This is a genomic window from Dyella sp. CR10, from assembly GCF_055814425.1.
Genome location: NZ_CP185986.1, coordinates 1,905,742 through 1,926,033, shown reverse-complemented (window position 1 = coordinate 1,926,033; position 20,292 = coordinate 1,905,742). Strand labels below are relative to the sequence as shown.

The 20,292-nt window shown below is 64.9% G+C and carries 15 protein-coding genes; 6 read left to right on the top strand and 9 right to left on the bottom strand.

Going from position 1 to position 20,292, the window contains the following annotated elements; translation table 11 throughout:
- Positions 1–2: 2 nt before the first annotated feature.
- The 4 genes from ACNR9O_RS08640 to ACNR9O_RS08625 form a co-directional block, all read right to left on the bottom strand.
- The gene (locus ACNR9O_RS08640) at positions 3–1,586 is read right to left on the bottom strand and encodes a Gfo/Idh/MocA family protein (protein ID WP_473681511.1); all 1,584 of its coding nucleotides are present in this window, start codon (positions 1,584–1,586) and stop codon (positions 3–5) included.
- Positions 1,587–1,709: 123 nt separating this feature from the next.
- Positions 1,710–2,564: an alpha/beta fold hydrolase gene (locus ACNR9O_RS08635; RefSeq protein ID WP_473681513.1), complete on the bottom strand. Its 855-nt coding sequence runs from the start codon at positions 2,562–2,564 to the stop codon at positions 1,710–1,712.
- Positions 2,565–2,679: 115 nt separating this feature from the next.
- Complete coding sequence (locus ACNR9O_RS08630) at positions 2,680–3,180, bottom strand: SRPBCC family protein (protein ID WP_473681515.1); 501 nt, start codon at positions 3,178–3,180, stop codon at positions 2,680–2,682.
- A complete protein-coding gene (locus ACNR9O_RS08625; RefSeq protein WP_473681517.1) occupies positions 3,158–3,520 on the bottom strand; it encodes an ArsR/SmtB family transcription factor in 363 nt (120 codons plus the stop codon). Before ACNR9O_RS08625 ends, ACNR9O_RS08630 begins: the two co-directional genes overlap by 23 nt.
- 414 nt (positions 3,521–3,934) lie before the next feature.
- On the opposite strand from ACNR9O_RS08625, the gene ACNR9O_RS08620 reads away from it, so the two are divergent.
- From ACNR9O_RS08620 to ACNR9O_RS08605, 4 genes are all read left to right on the top strand, one after another.
- A complete protein-coding gene (locus tag ACNR9O_RS08620; RefSeq protein ID WP_473681519.1) occupies positions 3,935–4,426 on the top strand; it encodes a cupin domain-containing protein in 492 nt (163 codons plus the stop codon).
- A 36-nt stretch (positions 4,427–4,462) separates the two neighbouring features.
- Positions 4,463–5,413 (top strand): alpha/beta fold hydrolase, encoded by a 951-nt coding sequence (locus ACNR9O_RS08615; RefSeq protein ID WP_473681521.1) that lies wholly within the window; start codon positions 4,463–4,465, stop codon positions 5,411–5,413.
- A 78-nt stretch (positions 5,414–5,491) separates the two neighbouring features.
- On the top strand, positions 5,492–6,286 hold the full coding sequence (locus tag ACNR9O_RS08610; RefSeq protein ID WP_473681523.1) for an SDR family NAD(P)-dependent oxidoreductase: 795 nt from the start codon (positions 5,492–5,494) through the stop codon (positions 6,284–6,286).
- Between the two features lie 321 nt (positions 6,287–6,607).
- Positions 6,608–8,167: a GGDEF domain-containing protein gene (locus ACNR9O_RS08605; RefSeq protein WP_473681525.1), complete on the top strand. Its 1,560-nt coding sequence runs from the start codon at positions 6,608–6,610 to the stop codon at positions 8,165–8,167.
- Between the two features lie 116 nt (positions 8,168–8,283).
- Here ACNR9O_RS08605 and ACNR9O_RS08600 read toward each other — a convergent pair whose 3' ends face one another.
- From ACNR9O_RS08600 to ACNR9O_RS08590, 3 genes are all read right to left on the bottom strand, one after another.
- Positions 8,284–10,626, bottom strand: coding sequence for a glycoside hydrolase family 31 protein (locus tag ACNR9O_RS08600; RefSeq protein ID WP_473681527.1), 2,343 nt, complete (start codon positions 10,624–10,626; stop codon positions 8,284–8,286).
- Between the two features lie 213 nt (positions 10,627–10,839).
- On the bottom strand, positions 10,840–12,870 hold the full coding sequence (locus ACNR9O_RS08595) for a DUF4034 domain-containing protein (protein ID WP_473681529.1): 2,031 nt from the start codon (positions 12,868–12,870) through the stop codon (positions 10,840–10,842).
- A gap of 125 nt (positions 12,871–12,995) precedes the next feature.
- Positions 12,996–13,889, bottom strand: coding sequence for a LysR family transcriptional regulator (locus ACNR9O_RS08590; protein WP_473681531.1), 894 nt, complete (start codon positions 13,887–13,889; stop codon positions 12,996–12,998).
- A gap of 104 nt (positions 13,890–13,993) precedes the next feature.
- On the opposite strand from ACNR9O_RS08590, the gene ACNR9O_RS08585 reads away from it, so the two are divergent.
- Both ACNR9O_RS08585 and ACNR9O_RS08580 read left to right on the top strand, forming a co-directional pair.
- Positions 13,994–14,863, top strand: a complete 870-nt coding sequence (locus ACNR9O_RS08585; protein ID WP_473681533.1) for an SDR family oxidoreductase — start codon at positions 13,994–13,996, stop codon at positions 14,861–14,863.
- A 365-nt stretch (positions 14,864–15,228) separates the two neighbouring features.
- Positions 15,229–16,377 (top strand): glycoside hydrolase family protein, encoded by a 1,149-nt coding sequence (locus ACNR9O_RS08580; RefSeq protein ID WP_473681535.1) that lies wholly within the window; start codon positions 15,229–15,231, stop codon positions 16,375–16,377.
- 108 nt (positions 16,378–16,485) lie between these two features.
- Here the strand turns inward: ACNR9O_RS08580 and ACNR9O_RS08575 are convergent, their stop codons facing one another.
- On the bottom strand, positions 16,486–17,121 hold the full coding sequence (locus tag ACNR9O_RS08575) for a response regulator (protein WP_473700723.1): 636 nt from the start codon (positions 17,119–17,121) through the stop codon (positions 16,486–16,488).
- A gap of 7 nt (positions 17,122–17,128) precedes the next feature.
- A complete protein-coding gene (locus ACNR9O_RS08570; protein ID WP_473681539.1) occupies positions 17,129–20,254 on the bottom strand; it encodes a sensor histidine kinase in 3,126 nt (1,041 codons plus the stop codon).
- Positions 20,255–20,292: the final 38 nt, after the last annotated feature.

The following is a 20,292-nucleotide window of genomic DNA, read 5'->3' as shown; positions in this document are numbered from 1 at the left end:
TTCTAGAGGGTCCACCCTTCGCGATACTCGCGACTGAGAAACGCATTGGCACCCGGCAGGTTGGTGATGCGCATGTTCGCTGCGTCGTATTCGATCCTGCCGCCCGCGCGAAGGGACACGATGCCCAGCAGCATGACTTCCGTGAGCTGTGCGGCGTACGAGAACGGCGACGACGCTTCCGCCCTCCCCTTGCAGGCATCCACCCAGTTCATCTCGTGCGAGGTCTTGATGCGCGCGAACGTCTGCGGAGGCGTTCCCACTGAATCATGCAGCGACTGCGGCAGCAGGCGCGGGTTCGCGCCATAGGTCTCGTGGATCAGCTCGCCCTTGTCGCCAACGTACAGCACGCCGCCGTCCTTGCTTATCTGCCCGGCGTCCACCGCTTTCAGGCCGGGCGGCAGCAGCGCGCCGTCGTACCAGGTGAGCTTCACGGGCGGCCTGCTGCCGCGCGCCGGGAAGTCGTAATGCGTCATCGTCGCCATGGGATACGACGCCTCGTTGAACGGCGTCGAGACGGTCTCCACCGACGTCGGGAAACCCAGGTCCAAAGACCAGAACGGGGAGTCGATCAGGTGCGCGCCCATGTCGCCGATGGCGCCTACGCCCCAATCCACCCAGCCGCGCCAATTGAACGGGTGATACAGGGGGTGGTACTCGATGACGGGGCCGGGGCCAAGGAAGAGATCCCATGCCAACCCTTCCGGCTTGGGATAGTTGCCGACCATGGCGTTGGCGAGCCGATCCATCACGGCGTTCTCGTTCCAGCTCGTATCGTCCGGTCGCGGCCTGGTCTGCGGGCGTGGAATTCCCTGCGGCCAGTAGGCAAGCGGGCGATTCGTCCAGACGTGGACCTCGCGAACCGTGCCGATCGCTCCGACCGCGATGTACTCGTTGATCAGCCGGGCATCGTCGCTCGAATGCCCCTGATTTCCCATCTGCGTGACGAGCTTGGGGTGGTCTTTCGCTTTCCGGGCCAGCTGGCGGGCTTCGTCGATCGACCACGTGAGCGGCTTCTGCAGGTACACGTGCTTGCCATGGCTCATCGCCGCGCTGGCGATCACGGCATGCAGATGGTCCGGCGTCGCAATGACTACCGCATCGATATCCTTCTGCTGCTCGAGCATTCGGCGGTAGTCGGTGTAGCGCTTGATCGAATTGAATTTGCCGGAAAGTAGCCTGGCTCGCGTAATCTCGTCCTGCAACTCCTGGCGTTCTTTGGCGGATTGGGCCTTGTCGAGGCGTGCCTGAGCTTTCCCAAGTCCGTCGACCATGCCGCGAAAGGACTTGTCGGTATAGTGCCAATCCACATCGCACAGGGCGACGATGTTCTCGCCGGCCAGGGCACGCAGGTTATGCATGCCCATGCCGCCGACGCCGATGCCGGCAATGTTCAATCGGTCACTGGGTGACGTATAGCCGGGCCCGCCTAGAACATGGCGGGGCACGATCATCAATCCGGCGGCGGCGATGGCGGTGCCTGTAAGGAAGTCGCGGCGTGACATCCCGCCGCTTGCTTCCGTACCCCCCGGGGTCCCTCCGGTGCAGAAGTCCTGCGTCTCTTTCGCGATCTTCGATTCATCCGTCATGGGTGCTGCAACCCTGGGTTGGCAATCGATGTCCGATGCGCAGCATTCTGGCCGCAATGAGATCGGAGGATCAAGGCGATGGGTGTGGCATGTTGCTCAGTTCGACGGGCGCTTCAGGGGCTTCTAGCCTGCTGCCTTCGACGCAGCACCGAGGAAGCGCTCGACGATCTCCGGCAGCATGGGGTCGACGGGGAGCGTGTAGTGCGTAGTGTTCGGCAGGATGGCCAGTTCGTTCGCGGGCCGCAGAGAGCCATCGAGGCCGGCATCGCGCTGGCCGCCGCCGAGCGCCTTCCAGAACTCGATCATGTGTTCGGGCCGCATGGCGTCGGCGTCGGCGAAGATCAGCAGCGTGCGCGCCTGCAACTTGGCGACGTCGCCGCTCCAGTCGTAGGGGCGTTTGGTCATGTCGCCGACTTTCTGGAAGAGCCTGGTCCAGTCGACATCAGGATAGGCCTGCCCCAGCGGCGACGCCTTGACACCGGGCCCGAGCGTGACAGCGTTGCTTTCCAGCTGCTTGAAGGCCGTGACGACCTCCGGATAAAAACCGTCCTGCTTCATCGTCGCGGACACGAGCACGAGCCGGTCGACCACGCCCGGATGGCGGATGGCGGCCTGCAGCGCGACGGTGGAGCCCAGCGAATAGCCCATGACGTCGGCCTTGCCGAGCTTGAGATGACCGATCAGAGCGGCGATATCGTCGCTCATCGTTTCGCTGCGCAGCGGCCTGTCCGTGTCCGGCGTGCGCCCGTGAGCCTGGAGATGGACGGCGAACACCTGCCGGTGCCTGGCCAGTTCGGGCAGGTTGCTCCCGAAGCTATCCGGGTTGATGCCGCCGTGAAGAAGGATGAGCGGCTTGCCCGTGCCATGCACGCTGTAAAAGAGGTGCTGACCGTTGACGTCCGCGAAATGCTGATTCGACACAGCGGGTTTCTCCTTGGCTTGACCGGGGAAGGCCGCCGTCAGCACGGCGGTTGCCATGGCGGTCTTCAGGAAATCGCGTCTTAGCATATCGTCCTCGCGTGGCATTGCGCCGGCTGGCGCGGTGTTGACCCAGTGATCTACTGCCCTTCCCCGCGTCGGCGATCGTGGTGAGTCACGATCTGCCGGCGAGCAAAGCATCCAGCTGCGCGAACTGTTCGGGCAGACCTTCCGCCGAGCCGGCGAGGGCTTCCTCGAGCGCTTCTTTCGTGGGGTAGATCTCGTGCAGAGTGACCAGCGTCTTGCCTGCATGTTCCTCGAACGTCACGCTAGTGACGGCCCCCTGATCGCTCTCTTCATTCGTCCATACGATGCGCTTGTGCGGCGCCACTTCTTTGTACGTACCGAAGAAGGCGATCGGTTGATCGGAGGCCGGATGGCGGAACACGAGGCGATACGTCCCCCCGGTTCGGACATCCATATCGCACGAGAGCAGCGACAGGCCTGCCGACGCCGGCACCCACCACAGCTTGAACAGTTCGGGTTTGCTCCACGCTTCGAAGACGATGTGCACCGGGGCATCGAACGTGCGCGTCACAGCGAATTCGCGGTCGGACCTGCGTTCCACGACGGTGCGATTCGTGGCGGCGGGACTACCTGCTTTTGCGTTTGGCATCTGCCTTCTCCTTACGTTTCAAGTGCTCGACAAGCTGGTCCAGCGCGTCGAAACGCGCGCTCCAGAGCTGGCGGTGCTGTTCGATCCAGGCGGCCTCTTCTTCCAGCCGGCGCTGCCCGAGCTTGCACGTCCGTACGCGCCCGACTTTCTCCGTGGCCACGAGCCCAGCCTGCTCCAGAATGCTGACGTGCTTCTTCATGCCCGTGAGGGTCATGTGAAATCTTTGAGCCAGATCGGTAATGGAGGCGTCTGAAGCCCCGAGCTGCTCCAGGACGCCGCGCCGGGTGACATCGGCCAGCGCGGCGAAGGTGGCGTCGAGGCGGGCTTGATAGTGAACCATATGGTTCACTGTATGCCGCGCATGGGCGATTTACAAGCGGCGAGCCGCGCAACTCCTGCATTGCTCCGGGCGTACCAGGCGGGATGCTGCCGCGCAGCCCCGTCCTCGTGACCTCATCCAGCCCTCGTCAACCGCAGGGCTGGATGCCAAGTCGCCGAGTGCCCGTCAGAAGAGCCTGGCGATCGATTGATCAGGCCAGGGCTTCTTCACGGCAAAAGGAGGAGAGCCGCCTCCTCCGAAAGAGGGTGGCAGCCCGGGCGGACAAGCCCTAGAAATGCATGGGTCGCGGTGACTGGTCGCGGCCATGGATGCCATGCCACTCGGACGCGCCAACAAAAGAACGCCTCTTCTATAGCCGCGAACCGCCTCGTACGCGATGCACGACGCCAGGCATCTAATGGAGATCGAGTCGACATGAGCAAGCCGTTAGTTCTCTTCCTGGCCGCCTTCGCCGTGGCCGCACATGCGCAGCAGACCGGCGCGCCCCTGTTCTCGGACCATTATGCGAAGACGCCGAGCCAGCTCGCTGCCATATCTCCCACGGGTGGTGCGGGTGGCTCCGGCAACGCCAAGGTGCAAGTTGTCACCATCCTCGGCAATCCGTCCAAAGCCGGGCCTTACAGTCAGCTGCTTCGCGTGGCGCCGCATGCGTCCATTCCCGCACATCATCATGCGGGCGACCGTGTCGGGACCGTGCTGTCGGGCACATGGCATTTCGGCTATGGAACGAAGTTCGACGCCAGCAAACTGAATACCCTGCCCGCGGGGTCGGTCTACACCGAGCCGGCGAATGGCGCACACTTCGCGCAAACCGGTGACGAGGCGGTTACCGTGCTGATCACGGGCATGGGGCCGACGGACACGGTCTACGAAAACCCCGCGGATGATCCGACGGCGACGCACTGAGAAGCACGTCCCATCAACGCTCCGGAAACGAAAATCATGGCTCGTTCCCTCCTCGCAGCATGCCTGGCATTGGCCCTGAGCCTTCCCGTCGTTGCGGCGGTCAAGCCCTTCCCGTCGACGTTTCGCACGCAGGAAATGCAGGCAAACGGCACGACGATCCATGTCCGCGTCGGCGGCAAGGGCCCGGCCGTCGTGCTTCTTCACGGCTTTGGCGACACCGGCGACATGTGGCAGCCGTTGGCCGCCAATCTCGCGCGCGACCATACGGTCGTCGTGCCCGATCTTCGTGGCCTAGGACTCTCGTCGCACCCCGATGGCGGCTATGAGAAATGGAACCAGGCCGCGGATGTGCGAGGAGTGCTCACGCAGCTTGGCATCGATCATGCGGTAGTCGTGGGCCATGACATCGGCACCATGGTCGCTTACGCCTACGCCAGGCGTTATCCCGACAAAACCGATCGGCTGGTGGTCATGGATGCTCCGGTACCCGGCGTCCCGCCGTGGGATCAGATCGTGCGCTCGCCATTGCTCTGGCACTTCGATCTTGGAGGGGCCGATATGGAGCGTCTCGTGGCTGGCCGTGAGCGCATCTATCTGGACAGGTTCTGGAACGACTTTGCAGGCGATCCGGCGAAAATCGATGAAGGCACCCGCCAGCATTACGCCGAGCTCTACGCCAGGCCCGGCGCCATGCATTCGGCATTTGCCCAGTTCCGCTCGATACGCCAGGACGCGGAAGACAACAAGACAGCGCTAAGCCAAAAGCTCACGATGCCCGTGCTGGCCATCGGTGGAGCGAAGTCTTTTGGCGCGAACGAGGCGGCCGTGATGCGCAATGCGGCGACCCATGTCACCGAACTCGTCGTGCCTGACGCCGGTCATTGGCTCATGGAAGAAGCGCCGGATGTCACGGTCGCCGCGGTACGCAGCTTCGCAGACGGGAAGCCCGTCGCCGGCGCGACACCGGGGCCAGACGCCAAACATTGATCTACAGACAGCGCGAAGGCGCTCGCGATGCCGAGCGCCTTCGAATGACCCAATTGAACACCTCAAGAGTGAATCGCCATGCAGATCGACCTGAGCAACAGGACCGCCATCGTCACCGGGTCGACCGCCGGTATCGGACTCTCCATCGCGAAAGGCCTCGTCGCGGCCGGTGCTCGCGTGATCGTCACGGGGCGCACTCGGCAGCGGGTGGACGATGCGATCGCCACCATTGCCAAGGACATCCCCGGCGCCAGGTTGTCGGGTATCGCGGGCGACCTGGGGACGGCCAAGGGCGCACGGGAACTGATCGACGCCGTCCCGGAAGCGGACATCCTGATCAACAATCTCGGCATTTTCGAGCCGAAAGCCTTCTTCGATATTCCCGATGAGGATTGGCTTCGATTCTTTGAGGTGAACGTGCTGAGCGGCATTCGCCTTGCCCGGCATTACGCGCCAGGCATGGCCAAGCGTGGCTGGGGTCGCATTCAATTCCTCTCGAGCGAATCGGGCGTGCAGATTCCCGCGGAAATGGTTCATTACGGCACGAGCAAGACCGCGCAGCTCGCCGTGTCCCGTGGCCTCGCCGAGTCGCTTGCCGGGACCGGCGTCACCGTCAACGCCATCTTGCCGGGCCCTACGCGATCCGAGGGCGTCGGCGATTTCTTCGCGAAAATCGCCGCCGAGAAAGGCATTTCGCAAGCGGAGGTCGAGCGTGACTTCATTGCCACCCATCGCCCCAGCTCCTTGATTCAGCGCCTCGCAACGGTGGACGAAGTCGCCAACCTGAGTGTCTACCTGGCCTCGGATCAGGCCTCGGCCACCACTGGCGCGGCCGTTCGCGTGGATGGGGGCGTGGTGCGGTCCATTGTCTGAAGCCGCCCTTCCAGGAGATCCAACGCTATCGGCACCGATCAGCCGGGCGTGGTGCGCCTGATCGATCCGACCGGTTGCGGCGCGAAAGGCCGGGCCCGGATCGCCAGTGAGGCAATGCGCTCGCCCAGCGCTCCCGGTTGCATGACATGGGCCAAGCGTCGCCCTGTTCGCCATGGAACAGGGCCTGTCAGAATCCGGCGCGGGCCGCTTGGGGCGAGAGAGGCGCTCCACGCGATCGTTTACGGCTTCCGCCACGGCTCCTATGATGAAACAGTGCGGCCCGGGATATGGATCGCAGAGGGGGCGCCAAGGCAGGGAGACATGTCGCAAGACCAGGACCATCCGTTCGGGATTCCGCCCGCGACTGTGATATCCGGGCTGGTCATTCTTGCCTGCATACAGGCAGCGCTTCTTTTTCTCGCGAAGAACAACGCCCCTCTTGCGGTCACTTTCTGGGCGGCATCGTCCGTCATCGACCAGTTTCTCTGGTTTCCATTTGTCATGGCGAGGCTGCGGCGCTCGGTTCATTTGAGAGCGCACTGGGCATTGGCCGGCGCCTTTGCCGCGATGAATATCCTTGCCGACTTGCTGCAAAGCGCCTCCGTTTTTCTCCTTCGCCATATCCCGCCGCTTTACGTGACCACCGCGTGGTATCTGGTCGCGCTCGCCGCACTCATTCCGCTTTTTCTCCTCGTGTCGCTTCCGGCCGGGCGGCGCTATTTCCGCAGCTTTTTGTGGATGGACGCCATCCAGGCGCTTCTCATTACCTGCGCGCTCTATGCCCTGATCCTCCGCGCCGTGCCGTTTGCCCCCATTCCGGATGACGCCGCCAGCCCCACCTTCGTCGTCCGCCTGCTTGGAGCGACCGGTGCCAGCATCGCGCTGTGCCTGCTGCTGCATTACCACGCCGCGGTCAACCTGGATGAGCGGCGCTTCTACCGGCTCTTCGCCATCATCCTGGCCATGACGACCGTGGCGATGACCGTCAACAACGAGGTCACCCTTCACTATCCCGACCAGGTCTGGACGAATGCTCTGCTCTGCTATCCCCAATTCCTGCTGCAGGTGTGGCTGCTATACCGGCTACCTGCCGAGGAGCCGGAGGCGCGAACGGCGCGAAGCAACGACCTGTTCGCGGACATCATCAACATCGGAAGTCCGGTCGTGTCGTCATTGGTGCTGCTGTCACTCGGTCTTGCGGTGCAGCCCCGCGAGCATGTGTTGGGCATGATCGCCATTGTCGTCGCCTTCGCCACGTTCACCATCCGGTCCGTCATCTATCTGCGCAACTTCGAGCAAGCGCAGGCCGGGCTCGAACGCGCCCAGGAACAGCTGAAGGAGCTGTCCTACACCGACGCGCTGACCCACGTGCCGAACAGGCGTGCCTTCGATCTTGCGCTGGAACAGCAGTGGCAGCACAGCGCTCGCCAGGGTCTGCCGCTGTCGCTGCTGCTGATCGATATCGACTTCTTCAAGCAGCTCAACGACATCGCGGGGCATCAGGCCGGCGATGACTGCCTGGCACGAATAGCCGGCGCATTACGCGCCGCACTCCCACGCAGCACTGACGTGCTGGGACGCTATGGCGGCGACGAGTTCGCCGCCATTCTTCCGGACACGGATGCCGAGGCCGCGCAAATCGTCGCGGAACGATTGTGCGAGTCGGTCCGGAAGCTTGCCATCGCGCATCCTGCGACAAACTCCGGCCGCGCCACCATCAGCGTAGGCATCGGAACCTGCGCATGCGTTGCAGAGAGGCATCCGACCAGCTTGTTCGCTGCCGCGGATTCGGCGCTCTACAGGGCGAAAGATGCCGGCCGCGATGGCTGCTCCTCTCAGGATCTCCATCTCGATGGTGCTGGCCTGACAATGCAGCGCTGATCGCGAACCTCCCTATTCGACCGACTTCATGCGCGGCGGCTTGGCAGGGCGTGCGTAGTTCGCGCGGCAAGGCCGTGTCCCGGAGGCCTTGCTCTCGCCTCATCTACCGTCAGGCCCTACTTGCCCACGACCTTGGTCAGCGCCGTCACCGCCTTGTTGAACGCGGCATCGCCACCGGTGGCGCGCAAGGCACCCGATGCCTGATGCCAGTGCAGCTGGGTCGTGGTGCTCTTGCCCTTCTCGTAGCCGTACGTAGTGCCATCGTCGTCGTAGAGCGCGAAGTCGGCATCCTTGCCTGGATAGACACGGATCTCGGCGATCGGCTGTTTCGTGGCGGTTGACGGAATGTCCGAACCCATCGGCACGATGGAGCCGGCGCGGACGAATACCGGGATCTGGTCGATCGGCGCGGCGACCTTGATCCACTGCCCGCCGCTCAATTTTTCGTTGGTCCAGAAGTTGTACCAGTCGCTGCCAGCGGGCAGGTAGACATCTTTCTCCGTCTGACCCTGCTCGGTGACCGGCGCCACCAGGAAGGCGGGCCCGAACATATATTCCGTACCCAGGTTGGAGACCTGGGCATCGCCCGGGAAATCCATCCACAGCGGGCGCATGAAGGGCGCGCCGGTGTCGTGGGTTTTCCTGGCCAGGCTGTAGATATAGGGAATCAGGCGATAACGAAGTTTGTCGTACTTCGCCAGGATCGCCTCGGCCTGGCGGCCGAATGCCCAGATCTCCGCGTGCTTGCGGTCACCGTGAAGACGCAGGGTCGGCAGGAAGGTGCCGTACTCGAACCAGCGCGTGAATAGCTCCGGATAGTCGTTGTTCTGACCGACCGTGTCGCGCGCATCGGAGGGGTCGAGCAACGGCGCCCTGGTCGCGCTGGTGGTCTGCGGCAGGGACTGCCAGCCGCCAATATCGTTACCCCAATAGGCAATGCCGGAGGCGGTCATGTTGAGGCCGGCGGGAATCTGGCGCTGCAGCGCCTCCCAGGTCGGATCGATATCCGACGACCAGAACAGTGCACCGGTGCGCTGCGAGCCCAGATAAGCGGCACGGGAAAGAATCAGCACGCGCTCGTCCGGCTTCCAGGCGCGCATGCCCTGTGCCACGCCCTCGACGTGCACCAGCGGGAACACATTGTGGTAGCGGTCGCCCGAACCGATCGAGAAGAAGTAACCATCCGGCACGAGATCCGGTTCGGTCTCGTCGAGCCACGGATAGTCGAAGCCATGCGAGAGGATGTTGTCGCGCGCGTGCTCCCAGAACCACTGGCGTGCCGCCGGATTGGTGGAGTCGATCAGCGCGCCGGCGCGATCCGAGCGGAACGCCAGGCCGTCGACCGTCTTGCCCTGCTTGTCCTTCAGGAAGTAGCCCTTGGCTTCGAGTTCGCCGAAGTAGCGCCCGGAGCGCTCGAAGCGCGGCCAGATCGAGACGATCGACCTCATTCCCGCCTCATGAAGCTGCTTGTTCATGGCATCGGGATCGGGGAACTCCGCCGGATTGATGTCCAGCTGGCCCATGCGCGTCCAGTAGAACCAGTCGAGCACCATCACGTCGAGCGGATAGTTCTTTTCGCGGTAGGTCTGCGCCACGCGAAGTATCTCGGCCTGGCTGGCGTAGCGCGCCTTGGACTGGATCAGGCCAAAGGCTGCCTTCGGCGGCATCGGCGTCTTGCCCGTGACCCGCGCGTAGGCGGAGTAGATGTCCTCGGGCGTGTCGCCCGTGACGACGAAGAAGCTGACGCGCTCGCCCACGTTCGACTGGAAACTGGTGCGGCCGCGGATGCCGGCGACAAAGCGCGTATCCGAGGGGTTGTCCCAGATGATGCCGTAACCCTTCGATGACACCATGAAAGGCACGCAGACGGTTTCGCCCGTGGGCGCGTCATACCAGTGCTTGCAATCGATGACACGGCCGCGCAGATCGAGCGGGCCAAGACTTTCCTGGTTCTGGCCCATGCCGTAATAGTGTTCGTCCGCCGGTGCCGCGAACGTCGCGCCCACCTGATAGGTCGCCTCGCCCGCCACTTCGTGCGGTGCCATTTCCCAACCGATCATGGTGACGACAGTGGCGCCCTTGGCGTTCTTCACCTGCAGGCGGACCGGCGCCAGGTCGGGCGCGAAGTAACGCTCCATGGTGCCCGGCGTGTGCGGCGGCGGCGCGGCGTCGACATGCAGGGTCAGCGCGGAGGAGGCGAACGTGTCGCCGTTCTGATCATGGGTTTGATGGAATCCCGAAGCATCCGCGTGATCGGCGAGAATGCCGTAGCCGGGCGCTTTCAGCGCCTGCGCCTTGTCGGCGGCAATGGTGATGTGAACGACGTTGGGGCCGTAGGCCTCGACGCTGACCCAGGCGCCACGCCGATCGAGCGTGGCGATGGGTGCCGCGCGCGCCGGGCTGGACGCCGAGGCAAGAAAGAAGGACAGGCCGAGCAAGGCAAGGTGACAGGTCCGCACGATAGTCCCGCAGCATGGAATGGACATCCGCAGCGCGTGGCGCGCGGTCGAATGCTGCGGTTTCTAACACACAAGCTCGGCGGACCCGCCGCCCTGCGCGGCCGGCTGGGCAAATTCGCTATGCCTCCTGTGAGATTTAGCAAAGCGCGGAGGGCCTGCGCATGGCGCTGGCCGCCCTGCCTTGCGCCGGACCGGCGGGCGGTGGCTCGCCGGTCATTCCCCCGGCAGACCCTCGCGCTTCACCGCGTCGCGCATGCGGCCGTAACGCATCCGCGCGAAAAGGCCGGTCCCCTGGATGTCCTGCAATAGCTCGGCCACCTGCTCGTCCTCCGGATCGATGCGCCGCGCCGCCTCGATCCAGCGAACGGCCTCGCGGAAATCGAAGTGCCCGGATTCCCGATCGCCATGCCATTGGGCCAACGCCCTCATGGCCTTGAAATAGCCGCCCTGCCCCAGGCTGGTGACGGTCGGCAGCATCTCGCGCCGGACATGTATCGGAAGCGCGCCGTGCGTCAGGAACGCGCAGCAGAAATGCCGGATGGTGCCAAGGAATTCCCGGGAATACTCGCCGGATGCGCCATCGAACTGTGTCTTGGCCTCTTGCTCCGCCAGCTGCAACGAGCGATGGGCGAACACCACCGCCTCCCGCGCGGCTTCGTCCGCTTCGGCGCCTTCCCAGTCATCGTTGATGATGGGCCGAATCAGCAGCGCCGCCACATTCATCGCGGCGCTTTCGTGCCGGTTGTCCGCGGCCATGCGGAAGTAACGCAATGCGGTCTGCCGATCGCCGAGATTGTCGTAGTAGTTGCCGATCTTGAACTGGCTCGACGCATCTCCGAGCTGCGCCGCCAGGGTCCACATCGGCACCATGGCCTCCTTGCCGTACAGCTCGATGAAAGGCGACAGGCTATTGAAGGGCGAGGCAGCGACATCCGTAACGTCGCCGGTGCGGCCGCTCGCGTACCGATACCACTCTTCGGCGACCTCGGGGCGCCGTTCCACGCCGGCCAGGCCATGCGCGCACAGGAAGCCGTACAGCGCCGCTCCCTGCGCATTGGCGAGTCGATTGAACGCCGCCATCCGGCCCAGCCAGTCCCCTTCCCTGTCGCTTTGCGCCCAGACCTCGTTCGCTTCGTTGATCTGACCTCCCTCGAAGCGGTTGTGGGGAGCGGAGGCGGCGTAGTGGTGGCAAGCCTTGTCGGCACGGCCGATGACCACCCACAGATGCGCCATGTATTTGTGCACGCGGCCGCGCAAGTTGTCGGGAAGCGCGCGTTCGAGCAGCTTCTTGCCGATCCGCAGCTGGTTCTGGGCGAGCCCGGCGTGCTCGTGCAGAAGGTATTCGTCGACCTCGAGCTCATCGAACCAGGCAAAGAAACGCAGAACGTCGCGCTCCGCCTCGTCGAAATGCGCGCACAGCGGCGAATCGGCAAAGGCCAGCATTTCCTCGATGCTGCCGCCCCAGCGCGGCATGCGCAGGTGCACATAACCGACGGCCACCTCCAGCGCATGCGGGTGCAGCATGAACGCAACGCGCAGCCAGTATTGGCTCAAAGGGCCTTGCTGGCTCTGACGCCAGGCGAGGCATTCGCTCTTCAGCAGTGACGGCAGCTCGGCGGGCAGGCGCCGGCAGAACCGGTCGCCGGGCACGTGCTGGCCGCCGGAGCGCGCCAGCATGGCGGCTGTCTCGTCCGGGTCGCCGATGTCGTGCGCGGCAAGCGAGGTCGGACGCTGCCCGCCCGTGAGCCACGCATCCCACCATGACGGCTCGCCCACGGCGGCCACGCTGTAGATCACGCCGGTGAAAGCCGGCCACAGCGTTTCGGCGCGCGCCCTGGAAAGGCCCTCGAGCAGAACGCACAACAGCGCGTCCTGCGCCGTGTGAGCGCAGGCCCACATGTCGCCGGTGATCTTGTCGGAGGTCGATGTGCTGCGATATGTCTGGAACCACGCGGACCAGTAGCTGGCTTCCAGAAGCAGCGGGAACGGACTGCCGGGGCGCGCCGCGCGCCAAGCCTGCAACTGCTCCAGCGCCGCCGGCCCCAGCGCCACGCCGTACGACCCGAAATCGTTGAAAGCGGTCAGATACGCCTGCTGCCCCTTGAGGTCGGTGGCCTGGCCATGGAGCTCATCCAGCGCATGATCGAGCTGTTCCCAGCGCGCCTGCGGCATCCATGTGGCGTAGTCGATCAGTCGATCCCTGGCGGTGGCTTCGGCGACCGAAAGCGCGGGAATAAGGGGCATGTCGGTTCTCCTGAAAAATGGCAATCCATAGGGTTCGAGGCCGGGCTGTGGTGCCGGCCGGCATGAAATTCAAGCACGTGCTGGTTGCTGCTCGATCGCGGGATCGTTCTCAGCGGCCGCTGGCGTCAAGGCCCGACATACGCGGCGAGTTCGTCGGGCGTTCCTTGCGGAAAGGCCTCCCTGAGATAGTCCAGAAATGCGGAGACACGGGCGCTCAGCAGGCGACGTGTCGGATAGAGCGCCCAGAGTGCGATCTCGGGCCCGTCCGCGTCGCCCCAGCGCACCAGTGTTCCTGTGGCGAGATCCGGGCTGACCAGCGACAGCGGGAGGCGCGCGGCACCCGCGCCCCCGCGCACCGCGTCGCGGACCATGACCAGCGATGACAGGCTGAGCACGGGTCTGGCTGTCATGGTCGACTTTCCCGAAGGCGCCCTCATCGTCCAGGTCTCGGCTTCCCGGATGGGGCCGCGAGTCACGACCGGAACAGGTTCGGAGCCGTCGGGGAGCGGCAGGTCCGGGCTCGCCACCACGACCAGCCGGTCGCGCAGAAAGATGCGTCCGACCAGGGTCGCATCGGGTTCCGGGTTGACCCGGATCACCAGGTCGCAGGCCTCTTCGATCATGTCCACGGCGCGGTCCTCCGCCGTGATCTCCAGCCGCACTTCCGGGTAGCGCAGCGTGAAACCCGCGGCGAGCTTTCCCATCGCGGTCTGCGAGAACAGCAGTGGCGCGCTAATGCGCAAGCGACCGCGGGCGGTGCGGCCGCCGGAAGCGATCGCCCTTGCCGTCTCTTCGAGTTCGGTCAGCAGCAGCCCGCTTCGTTCGAACAGGGCGCGCCCTTCTTCCGTGAGCTTGAGGGATCGCGCGCCGCGCTCGAACAGGCGCAGGTCGAGGCTGGCCTCCAGTTCGGCCACGCGCCGCGACAGGGTCGCCTTCGGACGGCCGGCTTCGCGGGCCGCCTTGCCGAAGCCGCCATGGCGGGCCACCAGGTTGAAGTCAGCGAGCGCGAGAAGATCCATAGGTGTCTCGCCAGCGGGACGAAGCGTCCAAGCTTAATGGCTATCCACGAAGAATTGGATCAATAGCATGAGCGGCGTGTTCTCACCCAACCCGGAGTATTGCCATGACTATTCTCGTTACTGGTGCCACCGGCCGCGTCGGCCGCCATATCGTCGACCAGCTCGTCCAGCGCGGCGCCGCAGTGCGCGTGCTGAGCCGCGACCCCGCCAAAGCCCGCTTTCCCGCCGGCGTGGAGGCGGTTCAGGGTGACCTGCTCGACATCGACGCCATGCGCGCCGCCTTCGATGGCGTCCGTACCCTGTTCCTGCTCAATGCCGTCACCGGCGATGAATTCACCCAGGCGATCCTTACCCTCAATCTCGCTCGCGAAGCGGGCATCGAGCGTGTCGTCTATCTGTCGGTGATTCACGCTGATCGCTTCGTCAATGTGCCGCACTTCGCGGTGAAAGCCGGTGCCGAGCGAATGCTCCAGCACATGGGCTTCAGCGCCACCATCCTGCGTCCGACCTACTTCATCGATAACGAGCACATGATCAAGGACGTGGTGCTCAACCAAGGCGTGTACCCGATGCCGATCGGTGGCAAGGGCGTCGCGATGGTCGATGCGCGCGATATCGCCGAAGTCGCCGCGATCGAACTGCTCCGCCGCGATCAGTCCCCCGCCACGCTCCCGCTCGAAACGATCAACCTGGTCGGTCCCGACACGCTGACGGGCGCGGACGTGGCGGCGATCTGGTCGGAAGTGCTGGGACGCCCCGTGGTGTACGGCGGCGACGATCCGACGGGATTCGAGCAGAACATCGCCAGCTTCCTGCCGAAGTGGATGGCCTATGAGATGCGCCTGATGGCCGAGCGTTACGTTAGTGACGGCATGATCCCGGAAGCGGGCGATGCCGAACGACTGACCCGGATGCTGGGTCGCCCGCTGCATTCCTATCGCGGCTTCATCACCGACATCGCGGCCGCAGCCTGAGGTCAGCCGAGACGACATCGCGAGCGAGAGGGCATCTCCCGCCCCCATTCGCCGGCCGGCAAGGGCGTGGGAGGCTCGACGCTGCGATGCGGCGGTGGATTTCGTAAATGCCTTCGCCGTACTTCGCAAATGACTCGTGGCGTCATCTGGCTCAACGTAGCCGGCGCCGCGCTCTGCTCGCCGACCCACCCCTGTCGCCACCTGCAAGTCGCTTGAGACATTCCGTTCCAGGCCGTTGCTGTGACGAAGCCAGGCCCAGCCTCCCGCATCAGGAACCAACGTCGCTTATGACCGCAACCGAGAGCTGTCGCACCTGCCACGGAGCAAGCAACCCAGCCCGGCCGAAATCGATATGGTCTGCGCTTATGCCTCTCGTGCTGGGTACCTGCCTCTCGATACCGGGCTTCTTTCAAGCCGCGCACGCGGATGGCATCGGCCCCAAGCCTTTCATCGACTATTTCCGCCCCATTCCCGTCTCCGGCGAACTTTCCAAAGACGGCTGGGGCGTGGCGACAGTCGGTCCGCGTGACACGCGCAATGGCCTTGAAGATACGACCATGCGTCAATGGAATTACTGGGACGGGCAAATCCTCCGCGGCCCCGATGGGAAGTACCGGCTATTCGCCAGCCGCTGGGATCAGGCGAAGGGGCATGGCGGCTGGGGCGAATCGAAGGCCGTCTCGGCCATCAGCGACAGCGCACTGGGGCCTTACCGCGATCAGGGCTTGTGCTGGCCGGACGACGAGGCCGGCAAAGGCCACAATGTCACGGCGCTGAAAATGAAGAGCGGCGACTACGCCGTCGTGGTGAGCGAGACACGCCATGGCGACGTCTTTGTGTCGCCATCGATCGATGGCCCCTGGAAGCATCTTGGCGAGATCGCGGTGGACCAGCGAAAATTTCATTCGCTCGGCCATCCTGCCGATACGCAACCGCTCCATGGCGAGAACCCGAAGCCCTGGCATGGTTCGAATGTCAGCCTGATGGAGCGGCCTGACGGGCGCTTCGAGATCGTGCAGCGGTCCGGGCAGATCCTGATCAGCAAGAACGGCATCCTCGGCCCGTACGAAGTCCAGGGCGACAGCATCTACCGCGACTTGCCGGGCTTGCCGCAGGACAACCTGAGCGACCTGGAAGACCCGGTCATCTGGTTCAGCGGCGGCTGGTATCACCTGCTGGTGAACAACTGGCGGGATCGCCGCGCCTTCCATCTCATCTCGCGCAACGGCATCACGGATTGGCGATTCCAGGGGCTGGCCTATGAGCCCGGCGCCGATTTCATCCGTTACAGCAACGGCGTGGTGAACCATTGGAACAAGCTCGAGCGCCCCGGCGTGCTGATCGAGAACGGTCACGTCACGGCCATGACCTTGGCGGTGATCGACGTTCCCAAGGATGCCGAGACTGGCAATAACGGCCATGGCAGCAAGGTCATCGTGATCCCCTTCGATGGGGCGGCGATGGATCGGGATCTCGCGCATGCCGACAGCGTGCCTGGCCACGCGCCGAAGTGACCCCGGCTTGACGACTTCGGCCGCTACGAAGAAGCCCGGGCAAGGCCCGGGCTTCGCCTTTCGGGACGTCATTTCCGTTTGCCGATAGTGCCGTGGCCGGCACGGCCGCTACAGCTGGATGATGCCGCGCTTCACCGCCGTCACCACGGCGTGCGTGCGGTCGTTGACGTCCAGCTTGGAGAGAATGCTCTTCATATGCGACTTGACGGTGGCTTCGCTGATGCCGAGTTCGGCGGCCACCTGCTTGTTTCCCAGGCCCCGGGCCACACGATTGAGCACCTGAAGCTCGCGCTCGGAAAGCGTGTCGCCGCTCATGTACTGGGCAAGGTCCGACGCCGCGTCGGGGGACATGACACGCCGCCCGGCCTTTGCCGCCCGGATGGCATCGCGCAGCTCCTTGCGCAAGGAGGCCTTGAGCAGGAATCCGCTGGCGCCGTGCTTGAGTGCATTCGCTACCTGCGCATCGCCCCGGTAGGTCGTCAGGACGAGGATGCATGCGGCCGGGAACTCCGAACGGATGGCGCACATCGCATCGATGCCGCTCATGTCGGGCAGCTGCAGGTCCATCAGGGTGACGTCGGGGCGATGCTCGCGAAAGGCCCCGATGGCCGAGCGGCCGTCATGGGCATTCGCCACGATGCGCATGTCCGTCTCGCCGGACAGCCCGAAGGCCACGCCGTCGCGCAGCAGCGGATGGTCGTCGACCACGAGCACGGTAATCACGCTGGCGTCGCTTGAAGGCATCGGCACTTCACGTTTCGTCGTGGTCGAGCGGACGCATTCTGCGGCCGGCGAACATCATGCTCAAGAGCCCGCGCCATCGGCGCCATGGCCCGTAAGAATGGCGAAACGCCCTGGCGGCCGGCACCAGCAGCTCCAGCGCCGTCCCCATGCCGGGGCGACTGGACAGCGTGAGCCGCGCGCCAAGGTTCGCCGCGCGTTCGTGCATGCCTTGCAGCCCCCAGTGGCCGGCGGGACGGTGCGCCGCCAGCATGTCCACGTCGAAGCCTTGCCCGTCGTCGACCACGCCGAGGGTCAGGTACTTGCGGCCGTAGCTCATGCTGATGTCGATGTGGCTGGCGCGCGCATGGGTGAACGCATTGGCGATGGCCTCCTGCGCCAAGCGCAGTATTTCTTCGCCCGCCGCCGGGTCGATCGAGCGAGGCGTGCCCTCCACCGTCAGTCGGAACGCCGTGTCGGTGTCGTGCGCCAGGTCCTCGCCCGTCTGGCGGATGGCGTCCTCCAGGTCGAACACGTCGCGGGCGAGCGCTCGCAGTTTCGTCACGCGGTCGCGGCCTTCGATGATCACTTCATCCGCCTGATCGAGCGCTCGTTCCATCAGTACACGCGCCGGCTCCGTGGGCGGCAGGCGCTCCATCGCCGACTGGAGCCGCAGCATCAGGCCGTGCACGGCCTGCAAGAACGTGTCGTGCAGTTCGCGCGCGATGCGCTCTCGCTCGGTGTGCCGCTCTTCGAGCAGGCTCCGCATCTGCGTCTTGGCGTACGCCAGGCGCCAGGCGAACAGCATCCATAGCGCAAGGGCCGCCAAGGCGACGGCCAGCAGCATGAACAGGCCGGTCTGGTAGAACGCCGGCTTGACGCTGAAGTCCAGGGGGGCCGCCTCTTCCCAGCGGCGCCCATCCAGGCTGGCCGCCACGCGGAAGCGATACGTTCCCGGCGGCAGATCGGTATAGAAGGCCTGACGACGCTGGCCTGCCTCGATCCAGTCTTGCTCGCGCCCATCGAGGCGATAACGGAAACGGAGGTGCTGCGGCACGGCCAGCCCGATCGCCGTGTAATCGATCTGCACGTCGCGAGTAAGCGCCGGCAACGCCAGGCCGTCGGCCAGCGGGTAGCGGCGCCGATCCGCCGTAAGGCTTTCGATGTGGATGGGCAGCGCGTCGCCCGCCTTCATGCCGGCGCGGGGATCGAAGGACTGCAGGACGACACCGTTGGCAAGCCAGAGCGAGCCGTCCGGAGCGCGCGTTAGTTTCTTCTGGAACGGCGCGAATCCGCCGCGCACGCCATCGTGTATGTCGATCACCTTCGCGCTCACTGCATGCGTCGGCTGGCGGAGCGCGTCCTCGATGTCCGCGAGCCCGATCTGGGCCAGGCCGCAGGAGGTGGCCAGCCAGAACGAACCGTCTTCGCCATCGGCCAGTCCATGGATGGCGTCGCAAGGCAGGCCGTCCTTGGCGGAAAGGACGCGCAGGGCGCCGTCCTTGAAGGCGATCAGGCCCTTGTCCGTCGCGCCGAGCACGAGCCCGTCCCGGGTCACCGCGATATCGAGCACGGGCGAATTCACGCCGGTGGAGATCGATCGTGCCGGCGCACCGGCCTGCACGATGTCGCCGCTCCTCAAGCCAACCCAGATGCCGCCGCCGGCGTCCGATGCCAACGATCGCGCCGATGAAAAGGCGGGCGACTCCATCGATTCGACCGTTCGGTCCTGGCGAATGCGGACGACCCTCGAGGGTTGCCCTCGCACCACGGCCCATATGTCGCCTTCTCGATCTTGCGCCAAGGCGAAGATCATGCCTTTCAGCGGCTTTCCATCGCGGTCGGGAACGACCGTGAATTTCCCATCCGCATAAATCCACAAGCCTTCGTCGACGCCGACCCAGACGCGTTGCGCACGGTCTTCGAACAGACTCGTCACCTGCGTGCCCGGCAGCTCCTTGCCCGCACGCAGCGAGTGGAACTGCCCATGTTCGAGCACGTCGAGGCTGCTGGCCGTGCCCGCCCAGATCTTGCCGTCGTGCGTGGCAAGCACGGCGTCGACTTCATCCACGCTCAGCCCTTCGCGCGTGGTGTAGCTCCACGCCTTGAAGTCGCGGAACCGGTCGAGCCCGGCGGACGTGCTCACCCACATGTTCCCTTCCCGGTCTTCGAAGAAGGCATAGATGCTGTCGCCGGTGAGGCCATCCTTGGTGTCGAAGTGATCCACCCGGCCCGATGCCCAGCGGTAGATGCCATGATCGATGGTGCCTATCCACAGCGCGCCCTCGCGGTCCCTCGCGATGGCTTGCACGGCGAGAGAGCTTCCCGCCAGCGCAGGCATCTGGAACGCTTCCCACTGCGCTGCGACCAGGCGTTGCAGTCCCAGGCCCGGGCCCGCCAGGGGCAGGCCGACCCAGATCTCGCCCGCAGGCTCGCGCGCAAGCACCAGGATGCCCGGCGCCCCTGACTTGATCTTGGCCTCGACGGGAAATGAGCGGGATGCCGTGTGCTCGCGCCATTGGATCAGCGCGGTGTCGGACCCCATCCAGAACGTGCCCTTGCCGTCGGTGACCATGCGGTCACAGCAGATGCCTGCCGCGTCGAGCCCGTCCGGTTTGCCGTGGCAGATCACGCCCGTGTCCGTGATCTCGCATAGCGGCTTGGCTTCCTTGTTGCGGGTGAGCAGCCAGACCTTGTCGTTGTCGTCCTGCGCGAACGAAACCACTGCGCCGCTTATGCCGGCGTAGTCGGTGAGCTTGCCGTCCTTCCATCGACTCAGGCCGTCCCGCGTGCCGATCCACAGGCTGCCATCCTTCGCGCCGAACAACGCCAGGACGAAGGCGCTCTTCAGCCGGCTTGCGGTCAGGCTGTCCAGCGGCACGAAGCGCGCGCCGTCGTAGCGGACCACACCGGCCTGCGTGCCGATCCAAAGGTAGCCATCGGAGGTCTGCGCCAACGGGAAGGCGGGTGCGGGAAGGTCGCCGTCCTGCAATCGCCAGCCGGTGTGCCCGTACTGGGACATCAGACGGCTCGCGTCGACCGCGCGCGTGACGCCGGCGATGCCGAGCATCGCCCATAGCGCGAGCACCACCATGCCGCGCAGCCAGGCAAGACGGTGGCGATGCCGGCATCGAATCTTCTCTGCGCCGCGTGCCACTGCCCTCTTCCCCTCAAGTCACATCCCGGGGCGCGATC